Source organism: Psychrobacter sp. 72-O-c, from assembly GCF_904846605.1.
GTDB lineage: Bacteria > Pseudomonadota > Gammaproteobacteria > Pseudomonadales > Moraxellaceae > Psychrobacter.
Genome location: NZ_CAJHBI010000001.1, coordinates 159,897 through 174,392, shown reverse-complemented (window position 1 = coordinate 174,392; position 14,496 = coordinate 159,897). Strand labels below are relative to the sequence as shown.

The 14,496-nt window shown below is 41.8% G+C and carries 13 protein-coding genes; 4 read left to right on the top strand and 9 right to left on the bottom strand.

The window, feature by feature from the left end; translation table 11 throughout:
* Together JMX97_RS00635 and JMX97_RS00630 are read left to right on the top strand one after the other, a co-directional pair.
* The coding region (locus tag JMX97_RS00635; RefSeq protein ID WP_201554051.1) for a zinc ribbon domain-containing protein at positions 1 to 149 on the top strand (149 nt) is incomplete at its 5' end.
* Positions 150 to 375: 226 nt separating this feature from the next.
* On the top strand, positions 376 to 1,776 hold the full coding sequence (locus JMX97_RS00630) for an adenylate/guanylate cyclase domain-containing protein (RefSeq protein WP_201554049.1): 1,401 nt from the start codon (positions 376 to 378) through the stop codon (positions 1,774 to 1,776).
* Between the two features lie 142 nt (positions 1,777 to 1,918).
* Here JMX97_RS00630 and fdx read toward each other — a convergent pair whose 3' ends face one another.
* From fdx to JMX97_RS00590, 8 genes are all read right to left on the bottom strand, one after another.
* The gene (gene fdx, locus JMX97_RS00625; RefSeq protein ID WP_201554096.1) at positions 1,919 to 2,257 is read right to left on the bottom strand and encodes an ISC system 2Fe-2S type ferredoxin; all 339 of its coding nucleotides are present in this window, start codon (positions 2,255 to 2,257) and stop codon (positions 1,919 to 1,921) included.
* Between the two features lie 174 nt (positions 2,258 to 2,431).
* Positions 2,432 to 4,309 (bottom strand): Fe-S protein assembly chaperone HscA, encoded by a 1,878-nt coding sequence (hscA, locus tag JMX97_RS00620; protein ID WP_201554047.1) that lies wholly within the window; start codon positions 4,307 to 4,309, stop codon positions 2,432 to 2,434.
* 198 nt (positions 4,310 to 4,507) lie between these two features.
* Positions 4,508 to 5,089, bottom strand: a complete 582-nt coding sequence (gene hscB, locus JMX97_RS00615; protein ID WP_201554045.1) for a Fe-S protein assembly co-chaperone HscB — start codon at positions 5,087 to 5,089, stop codon at positions 4,508 to 4,510.
* A gap of 180 nt (positions 5,090 to 5,269) precedes the next feature.
* Entirely contained in the window at positions 5,270 to 5,590 is a 321-nt protein-coding gene (iscA, locus tag JMX97_RS00610) for an iron-sulfur cluster assembly protein IscA (protein WP_201554038.1), read from the bottom strand.
* 257 nt (positions 5,591 to 5,847) lie between these two features.
* Positions 5,848 to 6,261, bottom strand: coding sequence for a Fe-S cluster assembly scaffold IscU (gene iscU, locus JMX97_RS00605; protein ID WP_201554037.1), 414 nt, complete (start codon positions 6,259 to 6,261; stop codon positions 5,848 to 5,850).
* 140 nt (positions 6,262 to 6,401) lie between these two features.
* The gene (locus JMX97_RS00600; RefSeq protein WP_201554035.1) at positions 6,402 to 7,628 is read right to left on the bottom strand and encodes an IscS subfamily cysteine desulfurase; all 1,227 of its coding nucleotides are present in this window, start codon (positions 7,626 to 7,628) and stop codon (positions 6,402 to 6,404) included.
* The gene (locus tag JMX97_RS00595; RefSeq protein WP_201554033.1) at positions 7,625 to 8,125 is read right to left on the bottom strand and encodes an Rrf2 family transcriptional regulator; all 501 of its coding nucleotides are present in this window, start codon (positions 8,123 to 8,125) and stop codon (positions 7,625 to 7,627) included. Before JMX97_RS00595 ends, JMX97_RS00600 begins: the two co-directional genes overlap by 4 nt.
* A gap of 655 nt (positions 8,126 to 8,780) precedes the next feature.
* Positions 8,781 to 9,425, bottom strand: a complete 645-nt coding sequence (locus JMX97_RS00590; protein WP_201554031.1) for a hypothetical protein — start codon at positions 9,423 to 9,425, stop codon at positions 8,781 to 8,783.
* Between the two features lie 527 nt (positions 9,426 to 9,952).
* On the opposite strand from JMX97_RS00590, the gene JMX97_RS00585 reads away from it, so the two are divergent.
* Entirely contained in the window at positions 9,953 to 10,225 is a 273-nt protein-coding gene (locus JMX97_RS00585; protein ID WP_201554029.1) for an HU family DNA-binding protein, read from the top strand.
* A 330-nt stretch (positions 10,226 to 10,555) separates the two neighbouring features.
* Positions 10,556 to 12,430, top strand: coding sequence for a SurA N-terminal domain-containing protein (locus tag JMX97_RS00580; RefSeq protein ID WP_201554027.1), 1,875 nt, complete (start codon positions 10,556 to 10,558; stop codon positions 12,428 to 12,430).
* A 304-nt stretch (positions 12,431 to 12,734) separates the two neighbouring features.
* Here JMX97_RS00580 and purH read toward each other — a convergent pair whose 3' ends face one another.
* Positions 12,735 to 14,315 (bottom strand): bifunctional phosphoribosylaminoimidazolecarboxamide formyltransferase/IMP cyclohydrolase, encoded by a 1,581-nt coding sequence (purH, locus tag JMX97_RS00575; protein ID WP_201554025.1) that lies wholly within the window; start codon positions 14,313 to 14,315, stop codon positions 12,735 to 12,737.
* Between the last annotated feature and the right edge of the window lie 181 nt (positions 14,316 to 14,496).

Genomic DNA, 14,496 nt, shown 5'->3' with positions numbered 1-14,496 from the left:
GCCAAAACAGTCCGAAAGGTAGGACAGATTTGAGAATAAGAGAATGGCTTTGCGAGTGCGGTGTCACTCATCAACGCGACGTTAATGCGGCAAAAAACATTCTCGCGCTCGGGCTTGAGCGTCTAGCTGTAGGAATCACCGTCGTTTAGGGCGGTGAGGAAGTCAACATTTACATCTATGGTTGAGAGACGATAATGAATGATGGATGGGGGTATTTTGGTTGTGAATGACATATATTCCATAAGATTATACTCGTATAATAGTAAATCAGCATAATCGTTATACGTTCTTAGATTGCAGCTGCTATAGAGACAAGTTGTCCCCTTATTGCTTGTTTACCCTTATTAGTTTTCATTACTGAAGCGAAAATCGAACATGGCATTCCTACATACTTTGCGACCGAAGATCTCATCGGAAAACATTGGGGTGTATCGGTTTGATTATCCGGAAGTTTTTGTTTTAATACTTACTGTCATACTGCTTGCTTTATATTCTGAGTTTAGTCCTACCTCAACGGCACTGCTGATCGTTGTTTGCCTACCAAGTTTAATGATTCTTATTTATAACTATCGACGTCGAACGAGCTTTTGGACGTCTAATATTGTCATTATTCTATTGTCCGTAGTCATTGGATCGCTACAGTTTTGCACCGTGATGTCATTCAGTTTGGCATCCTTAATTGGCATCCGTATCATTATTAGCAGTTCTGAAAATCATCTAAAATTGCTTACAGTGTCGATGGTGACGGCCGTTGTTTTCTATTATGTTAGCGTGCTTTTAAATAGCACTGATATAGACTGTAATGAAGGTTGGCTACCAGCTACGGTGTTGCTAGCAACTATCATAGTCATCATGTGTCATTTTCGACACGTATATCACGGATACATCAGCTATGAAGTGCGTGCTCAACAAGCAGCGGGGCGTCTCAATACTATGGTTTCGGTCATCAACAAGCTAACCCGCTTTATACCTCCTCAGATTTGGGAACCGATTGTAAGGGCGGATAGCCCTGTCAGTGTCTCCAATAAACGCGCAAAGCTGACGATTATGTTTTCAGATATCGTAGGATTTACTGAGCTATCAGATAGTTTAAGTGCGGACAATTTGGCTGATATCTTAAACACTTATATGCATTGTATGACGATAATCGCCAATAAGCACGGCGCTGTAATCGATAAGTTCATTGGTGATGGCATGGTTTGTTTTTTTGGTGAACCTGATAGTCGCGGCGCGCGTCAAGATGCATTGGATTGTGTGGCCATGGCGATCGATATGCGCCGAGAAATGCGCACCTTACGGCAAAAATGGCGACTGATGGGTTTTGAAGGGTTATATCTGCGCATCGGTATCACTACTGGCTACTGTCATGTTGGCAATTTTGGCAGTAATAGCCGTCTCAGTTATACGCTTATTGGCAAAGAGGCCAATTTGGCAGCAAGGCTTGAAGCGGCCGCCAGCAAAGGGGATGTATTGATTAGTGAAAGCACCTACGATTATATTTGCCATGATTATGAGTGTGAGTATGCAGGCGCTTATCAGCTCAAAGGTTTTGATGGTAAGGTTAGCGCATGGCAAGTACTAGATCCTGATGCCAATAAAGGCCGCCTGTCAAAGTGGGTCGATCATACGCTGCCTGGCTTCAATCTGCATCTAAACTTTAAAGATATGAAAAGCGGCGATTATCAAGAGATTAGAGAAGGTCTGAATTTCGCACTTGAACGTATTGAACAGGAAAAGAAAATTGCTGACCTCGAGTTTAACAAAACTGGTAAATAAAATATTAGAAAGGGGAGTTAAAGATTTTTATGCCTCTCAAGTCTAAATACTGTGAGACTAATCACAAAAAAAGCCAGTTATTATTATAATAGCTGGCTTTTTGATGCAAATATAACTTAGTAGTCGTCAAAACTACTAGTGTTTAATGATTTTCTTTGGCATGGTTAAGGGTATATTTAGGTATCTCAATAGTTAGGTCCTCGTCATCTAGCATTACCTGACAGGATAGCCGAGAATCAGGCTCTAATCCCCAAGCACGATCTAACAAGTCTGCTTCAATATCGTCCATCTCATCCAAACCATTGAAGCCCTTGCGGACGACTACGTGACAAGTGGTACAGGCTTTTGACATCTCGCAAGCATGCTCAATCTTAACGCCCTTTTCTAATAGAGCTTTACATAAGTTTTCGCCAGCTGCTAGCTCAACTTCAATGCCTTCAGGGCAAATGTCATGGTGGGGTAGTACAGTAATTTTTGGCATGGTCATATATCCAGTGCTAATCAATTCAAAAAATGTGAAATCTAAGTAAGTTCTAAAATATAAATACAATCTAAAAATAATCGTGTTATAGGTTATTTTTCTGCTTTTATACTTTTTTCTTTAGTACTTTTTTCTTTAATGTTGTTGTTGCTTTGAGACTATTAATTTTAAATACTACCAATCTTGGGCGCTAGTACCCGCCATACTGGTCTGGACACTTTGATTCATAATGCGGGCAGCAAAGGCATCGCTATGCGGTTTAAGCTGAGCTTGTTGTGCTTCAATAAGCATTGAATCATTAGAGTCTAAAGCTGTTTGCATCTCTTTCATCTGTGCCGCCAAGGTTTGCTGTTCCTCAGAAGTCAATAAGGCTGAAAACTCAGATAGTGCCGACTGTAACGCCAGCAATTCTCGTTCAGTTTCTACCCTAGTTTCAATTAAAGAACGCGCATTTTTATCTTCTTCTGCGTGTTTAAATCCGGCAGTGAGCAGTTGCTCTTTTTGTTCATCAGATAAGCCATACGCTGGCGTAATCTCGATTTTACTTTCTGTCTTCGTCGTGGTTTCTTGGGCACTAACGGTTAGTTGTCCATTAGCATCAATACTGAAAGTCACTTCAATACGACCAAAACCAGCTTTCATCGGTGGAATACCGTATAGCTCAAAGCGTCCAAGCGAGCGGCAGTTCTCTACCGTTTCACGCTCGCCTTGTACGACATGGATAACCATGCCGGTCTGGCCATCTTGATAAGTGGTAAACACTTGGCGTTTTTTGACAGGAATAGGAGTGTTGCGTGGAATGAGTACTTCTACTAAGCCGCCCATGGTCTCTAGCCCAAGCGATAGAGGCGTGACATCCAAAAGCAGTAAATTATTGTCGCTATCACCATTAACCAATTGATGTGCCGTTTGTGCAGCACCTAATGCGACCACCTCATCTGGGTTAAGACGACATAGGGGCTGCTTAGCAAAGAATTCAGTAACCACTTGTTCAATCGCTGGCATTCGCGTTGAGCCGCCTACCAATATAACTTCATCCAGCTCTGAGGCGCTCAGCTTGGCATCACGTAGTACTTGTTCGCAAACCGTTAGCGTTCGACTGCTGACAGGGTCAGCGATAGTGAATAAGTCTTCACGGCGTAGTACGCCTTTGTAGGACTGCTCATTAACGATGATATCGATATTAACTTCTTCAGCATCGGTCAAAGCTTGCTTATAACCTTTAGCTTGCTGAGCCAATACTGACTTGTCATGTAAGCTGACATCTGCTGGCGCGATATTAAGCTGTTTGATCAGCCAATTGGTGAGTAGGCGGTCAATATCATCGCCACCAAGGGCGCTATTACCACCAGTTGCCAGTACTTCAAACACACCATCGGTAAGCTTTAAGATAGAAACATCAAAAGTGCCACCACCGAGGTCATAAATTAAATAGTAACGAGCAGTATCATCTCCGGTAGGGGCGTTCAGACCATACGCTACCGCCGCTGCCGTTGGTTCATTTAACAATCGTAAAACGTTGATACCAGCGGCTTGCGCGGCATCTTTAGTGGCTTGGCGCTGGGCTTCATCAAAATAGGCAGGAACGGTAATGACCGCGCCTTCAATACTGTCCTCAGGTAAGGCATCTGCTGCGCGCTGCTTAAGTACGGCCAAAATACGTGCTGACACTTCAACGGGTGACACTTCGCCTTGAGCGGTAACAAAGGCTGGCATAGCATCGGCGCTACCACTTAATTCATAAGGATGCGAGAATTTGATATCGTCTTGACTGCGACCCATAAAACGCTTAGCGGAGATAATGGTGTTCTGTGGATCATTAGGCAAATGGGCTAAAGCATTATAACCAACGAGCGGGCTACCTGTAATTGGGTAATAGACCACTGAAGGCAGTAAAGTATCTTTACTGGTATCTGCCTCTAATACTTGCGCTTTGCCTGAGCGTACCACTGCGACCAATGAGCGCGTTGTGCCAAGGTCAATTCCAAGGCCAAAACGATGCTGGTGTGGCTGGGCACTTTGATTGGGTTCAGCAATTTGCAATAAAGACATAAGATAACTCAGATATAAAATGAATAAGTAAAGTTGAACAAATACCACATAAATAAAGCGATAACTGGCGCGGCTCACTCAAATATAGAGGTTGATAATAAACGCCGCTTAGCTGCACTTACAACTGCCATTTAGAAATATGAATACTATGATATTTTGGATGTTATTTTAACCGTCTTTATAGGCTTTAGCCAATCATTAGACGTATAAATCATCATCATTTGGCTGTGCCGCGCTTGCGACATCATCAAGGGCAGTCGTAATATCGGCATCGAGCTTGACTAGGAACTTCAACTTTTGGGTGGCGTCAATAGCTGCCGACCACTCTTCGTTTTGATAGGTGGTATTAAAGCGTTCACATTGGTTGTTTAATCGCTGCAAAATTTGCGGATGCAAATTTTCCAATGCTGGGCGGTCATTGCTTTCGATGGCTTCACCTAGATCAATACGCAGCTCCATAGCATCTTCTAAAAAATCGAGATCTGCAATTGAGTTTTCAAGCGTTTGGGCTTGTCCTGCCATATCGAGTAGATAGGCGGCGCGGCTGTCAGGAGCACTTAAAGCCTGATAGGCTTGATTGATCAGTGCGGAGGCTTGCTCAGAATGCTGCTGAGCTTTTGTTTCATCAGCTAGATTTTTGGCAACATTATCAGGGTGATAACGTTTCTGCAATAGGCGCAAATGCTGATCTAGACTATCTTGTGACAGCTCAAATTGTACAGGTTGCTCAAATAGGGCAAAGAAATTATCAAACTGAGCTTCTGGGATGAGATCTGTCATAACATATGCCTTACTTTCTATTTTTAATTGTTGTTTTGCAGGATTAACTTTTAAAGCCTTCTTAAACCTAGACTTTAATAAGTATTTTTTAATAAATGGTGGTTTTAATAAATAGTTATCTTAATAATGGCTATAAGGTTAAACCAATGCCACTTAGGTACGCTATACCACAAAGAACTCTTATATTGTAAAGGATTCACCGCAGCCACATTCACCTTTTTGATTCGGATTGGTGAACTTAAAGCCTTCGTTCAAGCCTTCTTTTTCATAATCCATCAATAAGCCGTCTAAATAAACCAAACTTTTAGGGTCGATAAAGATGCTTACATCGCGGCTATCATAGCGAGTATCATTCTCATCAGGAACATCGACGAACTCTAAAACATAAGCCAAACCTGAGCAACCTGCTGTACGAATACCAACACGAATGCCAGCACCTTTACCGCGATTGTCTAGAAAGTCTTGAACATGCTGAGCGGCGCGTTCTGTCATTTCAATCATGCCAACTCCTATTGATTATCAATAATAAGAATATCATCTTACTAAAAAATATTTGAAGATTATTATCTAAAAACTAATATTCAGAAAAACTAATGTTTAAAAAATATTTAAAATAAAGCATTTGCTAAGCCTGACCAACATAAGCTAGAAAGTAAAAGGTGACAATTACATAACCGTTATTGTCACCTCCTTAGCGCTAGCAGCTCTTTAATATAATAGTCTTACTAATATAAAAGAGCGAATACATTAAAGTAAACTTAGCTGATCGCTTGTTCTTCATTGCTTTCAACAACGCTATGCTTGCCTTTATAGTCACTGATAGCGGCTTTAATCGCATCTTCTGCTAATACTGAGCAATGCACTTTTACTGGTGGTAATGCCAACTCTACGACGATATCGTTGTTTTTGATTTCGCCTGCTTGATCTAAACTTTTGCCTTTTAGCCACTCGGTTACTAGTGAGCTTGAAGCAATCGCTGAGCCGCAGCCGTAAGTTTTAAAGCGTGCATCTTCAATGATACCATTGGCATCGACTTGGATCTGCAAACGCATCACATCACCACAGGCTGGGGCACCAACCATACCGGTACCAACATTTTTGGCATTTTTATCAAGGTTGCCAACGTTGCGTGGATTTTCGTAATGATCAATAACTTGGTCACTATAGGCCATGGTTCTTCTCCTAGTTAGATGATGAGTAGTAATACAAACTGTCTACATACTCATCGGTAATTGGGGTCAAACGCTTATTCTGTAATTTTCTGATTAATTGTCTAACGGCTATATTTTATAGCCGTACTTTTACTTTTATTTTAATGTTCAGCCCATTCTACTGAATCTAAATCAATACCTTCTTGATACATATCCCAAAGTGGCGATAGGTCACGTAGTTTATCAACGGCTTCATGCATTTGACCAATAACGGTATCAACGTCTTCTTCAGTGGTATAACGACCGAAGCTGAAGCGAATAGAGCTATGCGCCAATTCATCTGGGCGACCAATAGCACGAAGTACATAAGATGGCTCAAGTGTTGCTGAGGTACAGGCTGACCCTGATGATACGGCTAAGTCTTTCAGCGACATCATGAGTGACTCGCCTTCAACGAAGTTGAAGCTAATATTGACGATATTAGGAACGCTATGTTCAAGATCGCCGTTTAAATAAATCTCTTCAATATCTTGTAAACCATCCCAAAGCTTTTGGCGTAGTTTTGCCGCATGGGCATGGTCTTCTTCATAACGTTTATTGGCTAAGCTAAATGCTGCGCCAAGGCCAACGATCTGATGCGTTGGTAGTGTACCTGAACGCATACCGCGCTCATGTCCACCGCCATGTTGCTCAGCTTTTAAGCGGACACGTGGCTTACGGCTGACGAACAATGCGCCAATACCTTTAGGACCATACGCTTTATGACCAGAAAAACTCATCAAATCAACTTTGGTAGTTGCAAGATCAATAAGTATTTTACCAACGGCTTGTGCGCCATCCACATGGAATACAACACCAGCTTCGCGAGTGATTTCGCCGATAGCAGCGATATCAGTAATAGTACCAAGCTCGTTATTAACCATCATCAATGACACTAGAATCGTATCTTCACGTAAAGCGTCTTTGACTTGTTGCGGTAAAATCATTCCTGTGCTTTTTTGCGGCTCAAGATAGGTAATTTCAAAGCCTTCTTGTTCAAGCTCACGGCAAGTATCTAGTACTGCTTTATGCTCAATTTGACTGGTAATGATATGTTTGCCACGTGACTGATAAAAATGCGCTGCACCTTTAATGGCTAAGTTATCAGACTCTGTTGCACCCGAAGTAAAAACGATTTCGCGTGGATCAGCATTGATGACTTCGGCAACTTGTTGACGTGCCGTCTCGACTGCTTCTTCAGCTTGCCAGCCGTAGCCGTGTGAGCGTGATGCTGGGTTACCAAAGATACCATCTACAGTCAGATATTCGCTCATCTTAGCAGCAACCGACTTGGCAACTGGCGTAGTGGCGGCATAATCTAAGTATATAAGTTTGTTATGTTGGCTCATGCTGGGTTTGCCTCGCTGGTCGATAAGGTAATAGTATTAATGTCTTTTGTAATAGAAGAAATATGCTGACGTTCTGAAACAGACTGCACATTTTTCATATTTAGTAATTGTGCCAATGTTATATTATTCAAGTACTGTTCGATATGATTGGACAGTGCGCACCACAAATCGTGGGTCAAACACATTGTACCACCTTGGCAATCGCCGCGTCCTTCACATTGCATCGCGTCAACCGATTCATCAACCGCAGATATAATGCTCATGACATCAATCTCATCTAATGGCTTTGCTAAGTGATAGCCACCTGCGGCGCCTCGGATACTGGTTACTAAACCACGCTTACGCAGCTTAGAAAACAACTGTTCAAGATAAGATATTGAAATAGACTGTCGGTTAGCGATATCAGATAAAGACACGGCACCTTCTTGTTGGCTGGTTTGTATTGCCAGATCTAACAATGCAGTGACTGCATATCTGCCTCGGGTCGTTAAACGCATAAAATATCTCCAAACTGGTGAGTAATGAGCTAAGGTTAATAACGAGCTTAGGTTCGATATCACATATACATTATTAATAAAATGATACGCTACTAAGACAAACGTCATCGCTATTAAACAACAGATGGTTAACCCGATGTGTGCTGCGATAAAGTTATTATACTCAATCCTGACTAATTTAGTCAAGATTGAAATGTGGTTAAATGGTTAATCTAATCTAACACCACTATTAGTAAAAACAATCAGTGTTTCGAGGTGATATGAGAGAGGGGATAGGCCGATGAGTGCTTGTAAAAACAAACACAGGGGATAGATACTATCAAACCAGATATCGCTCAGTAACCATGTTAAGTGACTATATAAGTGACTGTAATAGGTGACCGCATAAGTAACTATATAAACGACTGTAATAGGTGACCGCATAAGTAACTATATAAATGACCAAGTGTTAATTGCTTACTCGTTAAGTAAGCATGTCCTAAGGGTATCTGTCTTGAATACCGCTATAGCTATGGGTGTTAAGTACCGATACGATTGCGGCTCATACAAGCAGAGTAGGTATTTGTGCTTAACGTTGTGATTGAGCATTTTGATGGATTACCGAATGGTCCAAAAAATAACAGGAAGTACTTACCCTCGTTAATTGATAAACAGCTTAATTCACAAATAGTGCAACAAGTGATCCAATTGCAATAATAGCTGCGACCACAGCAGTAATCATTAGTGTTTTTTGCTTGCTATGCAATTCTTTTACCGTGGTTTCAAGCTCGCGGTTTTTGATAGACAGGGTGCTAATTTGAGTTTGTTGTTCTTTAATACGCAGTTTGTAATCGCTTTTTTTCTCTTCCATCTCAGCATCAGTAGGCTTAGGCTTACTTTTATTGCCTTTAACCTTTCTGATGACGCTTTGAATCAAGCTACCTAGCCCTAGTTGCATAATGAACTGTTTGACCAGCTGTACTTGAGTTGTCTCGCCGCGCATTTGTAGCTTATCGGTGGTTTCGCTATCATGAGTAGTAATAGCGTTTAGAACTTGAATACTATAAGCGTTGATAATGACATCGGGCTCACTACGCTCAGCGGGCAAGTTGGCATCTAATAGCACGCCCTTATAAGTAAAAGTAGCAAAGACTTGAACATGCGGTAGATATAATCGGAGACCAACTACAGTGCCTTGTTTGGCTAACGGGTAAGCTGCTTTACGTAGCTCAGGATCTAAACGTAGTAACAGTGTCAAAGCTGACTCGATGAACACCAGAATGATATTAAGAAAAGAGTGAGACAACGTAGAACGCTTCATGTAGGTAATCCATTTCTATTTAGCAGGTTAAAAGGAAGAATAAGAGTCAAAGTTAATGCAAGACGTGCAGTTGTAGTGTGCTTATAATAACTGCTTTATAATAAAAAGTAACGCTAGTCTCTGTCAGTTAGCAAATTGTTGCGCTGTAAGTAAGCTAGGTGGTAAGTAAATACAGTATCATTAATAAACGTCAACCTTTAGTACTTAAAGTTTTTAGCATAAACAACAAATACGATGTTCAGCGAATTCAGCCTATATCAACTGGATGAACGGATTTAAGGAAAATTAAACAACTAGGTTGCTAAGTTAAAGGTGTTTTACGTAACGTTAAGTGTCAAATACGTAGTATAGAACTCGAAAATATGTAAAATCGCTTGCGCTCCTTATGCTGCCTTGCTATAAAGACGTTAACAATGTGTGACCTGCTAATACGTGAGTACAATGGTTCTTATTGCTTAAATAGCACGAGAGCGATACAATGCCTGACGTTAGCTTTTATTATACCCCTTAAACTTGAAGGAAATTTTATGAATAAGTCAGAATTAATTGATAGCATTGCAGATAAAAGTGGCCTAAATAAGACCCAAGCTGGTGATGCCCTAAATGCAGTTATGGAAAGTATCGGCCAAGCTTTAGAAGCTGATGAAAGCATCTCGTTAGTTGGTTTTGGTACGTTTAGCGTAAAAGACCGTAAAGCCCGTATTGGTCGTAACCCTAAAACAGGTGAAGAGCTTAATATCCCAGCAAGCAAAGTACCTAGCTTTAAAGCCGGCAAAAACCTAAAAGAGCGCTTGAACTAAGCCTATACTAAAATAATAAATTGCTGCTGTGCAGCTTATGACTATAGCTGCACAGCAATTGATAAAAAAGCACCTTATATGAGGTGCTTTTTTTATAGATGTAATTATGGCTTATATAGCGTGAATATTTTGAGTCTACACCAAAAATCACGTATCATAGGCCGCGCGGTAACTCTGTTATTTAGAATAGGTTGCTTAAACGAGCTTTACTTTGCGTTTATAAAATACAGACGTCCTTCACTTTGCCATTGCCTGCTCAGATAGCATAAATATTATTAATAGTATTACAATGGTTTTTCATCAATATAGGTTAATAAAGCAGAGATAATTATGGATAAATTGCGCGATTTTTTAAAAAGCTGGCCTGGTCGCATTTTATTGATTTTATGCCTATCGCCGCTTGCTCTATTGGGTATTGAAAGCTACTTCCAAAGCAGCGTTGATCCCAACCAAATCGCTCAAGTAGGTGAAGCAAGTGTGGGGTCATCAGAGTATCAAAGTGCAGTGAACAGCAGGCGCACTGAGATTTTGGATCAGCTTGATGACGCCAGTTTGCTAAATGAAGATGTGCTGCATAAGCAAGTGTTAAGAGGTTTGATCGATCGTACTTTATTAGAACAGCAGGCTGGCAAGCTTGGCATGACTGTATCTGATGACACTATTAATCGTCTGTTACGCCAAGAAGATATTTTTAAAGATGCCAATGGTGACTTTTCTAATGAGCAGTTTTCGAACTTTTTGCGTCAGCGCGGTATGAATAAAGATCAGCTGTTTGCCGAGTTCCGTAATCAGTTGAGCCTTGATCAGCTCAATGCCAGCATTGTTGGTACGGCTATTTATCCGATGAAAGCGGTCAGTAAGTTGATTGATTTACAGCTAGAGGCGCGCAATATTTGGTTGCATCGCTTCAATTGGCAGGATTATCAGCAGCAGGTTAAATTGACCAAAGCTGATGTGCAATCGTATTATAACGCCAATAAAGACACCCTTAAGAGTGCAGCCATGGTCGATTTGGCTTATATTCAGCTTAGCCCCGCGACCATTCAAGTTGAAGACATCACAGAAGAAGAGTTGCAGCAGCAGTATGAAGGCTATAAGCAAGGGCTGGCAGTGGTTGATGAGCGTAAAATCAGCCAAATCTTAGTGACTGGTGATGATGCCAAAGCACGCGCGCAAAAGATTAAAGCACGTCTTGATAAAGGTGAGTCATTCACAGCACTTGCCAAACAAGAGTCTGATGACCCATCAGGGGCTGATGGCGGTGCCATTGGTCGCTTTAACCCATCAGTATTTGGTAATGACGCTACGGCCGTTGAAACCGCCCTGCAAGGCTTAAGTGTCGGTGACGTGACTGCGCCGATTAAGACCAGCTTTGGCTATCAGATATTTACGGTAACCGAAGACAAGGGTATTAAAGTACCAAGCCTAGACAGTATGCGTGAGGAGCTGACAGCTAAAGCTAAAGAGTACAAGCGCCAAGCCGCTTATGGGGATAAAGTAACTGCAATTAATGACTTGGCAGCGGATGGTTTTAGTATCGAAGATATCACTCAGCAAGAAAACGTGGCGCTAAAACGTATCAAAGATTATCGCAAAGAAAACAATACTTCAGTATTGGCGCAACCAGCGGTCATCAAGCAAGCTTTTGATGAATTTATAATTCAAGATCAGGCAGTGACGACAGGTATCGAAGTAGGCGCGGGCATGGCTTGGGTACAGCCCAGCAACTATCGTCCGACTCAGACTCTGACGTTAGCAGCTGCAACTCCCAAGATTACGCAGATATTGCGTCAGCAAAAAGCCAGTGCCTTGGCACTAAAAGATGCTAAAAAATTAGCGGCTGGTATCAAAACTGCCGCTGATATTAGTAAGCAGTCGGTAAGCTTGCAATCATTGGGTGAGGTGAATCGTCAAACAACACGATTGACAGAAAAAGAGCGCGGTTTGGCATTCAGCCAGCAAGCTCCCGCTAATGGCGTAGTGGCTCTAGCAAGCGAGACGGAAATAGGCGCGACAGTAATAGTCGGTGATCGTATTAAAACCGAACAGCAATCACCGCTATCTGATATTGAAAGAGCCCAAACAGCCGCAATTGTTCGTGATAATTTAGGACAAGATCAGCTACAAGATTATTTAGACTATTTGCGCTTGTTATATAAAGTTGAAGTGAATGAAGCCAATATGGCGACTGCACAGGGACGTTAATGACTTTGTTAGTAGTCATAGATGACTGAATAAAAAATAGTAAAAATTAAAAAAGCCACGGTATATGTTTATACCGTGGCTTTTTAATGAACGATGGGATAGTTATAGTCAGTTCACAATAAAAAAGAGTCGTGTATAGCAACGTGCTACTGGTATGAATTTTTCTGGCGTGCTGTTCGCAAGCGGGACAGAGGCTGCAAAACGTTTGTTAAAGTAGCATCCCAGTAGCACTGTATGGTTTTTAAATTGAATCGACTATATCTCTTAAAAAATATCGTTATCTTAACGGCTTGTTAATAGCAAATTAGTGACGGAAATGGCGCATACCTGTGAAGACCATAGCGATACCATGTTCATTAGCCGCGGCGATAGTTTCGTCATCACGCATTGAGCCACCAGGCTGAATGATAGCGGAGATGCCTACTTCTGCGGCATTATCAATACCATCACGGAACGGGAAGAAAGCATCTGAGGCCATAACGGCACCTTCAGTGATCAATCCTGCATGCTCAGCTTTAATCGCAGCAATACGTGCTGAATTTACGCGGCTCATCTGACCGGCGCCGACGCCAATAGTACGCTGATTGTTACCGTAGACAATAGCATTGGATTTGACATATTTAGCCACTGTCCAAGTAAATAAAAGGTCAGCGATTTGTGCTTCTGTTGGCTGAATATCGGTCACAATTTTCAACTCACTGGCACTAATAATACCTGAGTCTTGCTCTTGTACCAATAGACCGCCATTAACACGCTTATAATCAAGCTGGGCGACGTGCTCTTCAGAGGTGGTTAGTTCACCGCAAACCAGCACACGTACGTTTTTCTTACTGGCAGTGGCTTGAAGGACACCGTCCTCTAAACTTGGTGCGATGATAACTTCTACAAACTGATTGTCAATAATCGCTTTTGCTGCTGCAACCGTTAATTGACGGTTAAAAGCGATAATGCCACCAAAAGAAGATTCAGGGTCAGTGCTAAAAGCAGTACGATAAGCGGCGACTTGATCGTTATCAATGGCAACACCGCAAGGATTAGCATGCTTTACAATGACACAAGCAGGAGCGGTAAAGGCTTTCACGCATTCAAGCGCCGCATCAGTATCGGCAATATTATTATACGATAGCGCTTTACCTTGTAGTTGCTGGGCAGTAGCAATAGATACTTGCTTGCTTTGTAGCGGCTGATTTTCTATATAAAACGCTGCTTTTTGATGCGGATTTTCACCGTAGCGTAGGTCTTGTACTTTCTCAAACTGTAAGTTAAAAGTACGAGAAAAAGCTTCTGGCTGTTGGGTTTCATTAACGCGGCTGCCTAAGAAATTAGCAATCATACCGTCGTATTGGGCCGTATGCTCAAATGCTTTAACGGCCAAGTCATAACGTAAAGCAGCGCTCAGATCAGTATTGTCACCCAAAGCTTCGATGACCCGATCATAATCACTCGGACTAGTAACAATACCAACGTGGGCATGGTTTTTAGCAGCAGAACGTACCATAGTAGGGCCGCCAATATCGATATTTTCGATAGCATCATTCATGGTTACATCGGCACGAGCGATAGTTTCGGCAAAGGGATACAGATTAACCACCACCAGATCAATACGATCAATGCCATGGGCGCTCATGATGGCGTCATCGGTACCGCGGCGTCCTAAAATGCCGCCATGAATCTTAGGATGTAGGGTTTTGACGCGGCCATCCATCATCTCTGGAAAGCCCGTGTAATCTGATACCTCCGTCACCACTATATTGTGCTCTGTGAGCAAACGATAGGTACCACCGGTAGACAGTAGGCCAAAACCTGCTTTGATAAGACCTTGGGCGAACTCAACGATATTAGACTTATCGGAGACCGACAGTAGTGCAAGTGGGGTTGTACTCATAAAAACAGTTCCATAAAAAAAGCCTGACGCAAACGTCTGGCAGGATAGTAATGACTATTATTGCATAGATTATCACGATTCATGACGTCTAGATTATGAATTACCATGCATAAAGAGTTTTGGTTTTGATAGGTAAGCATTAATTATATCAATATTTTCAGTGAATGATTACGCGATAAAT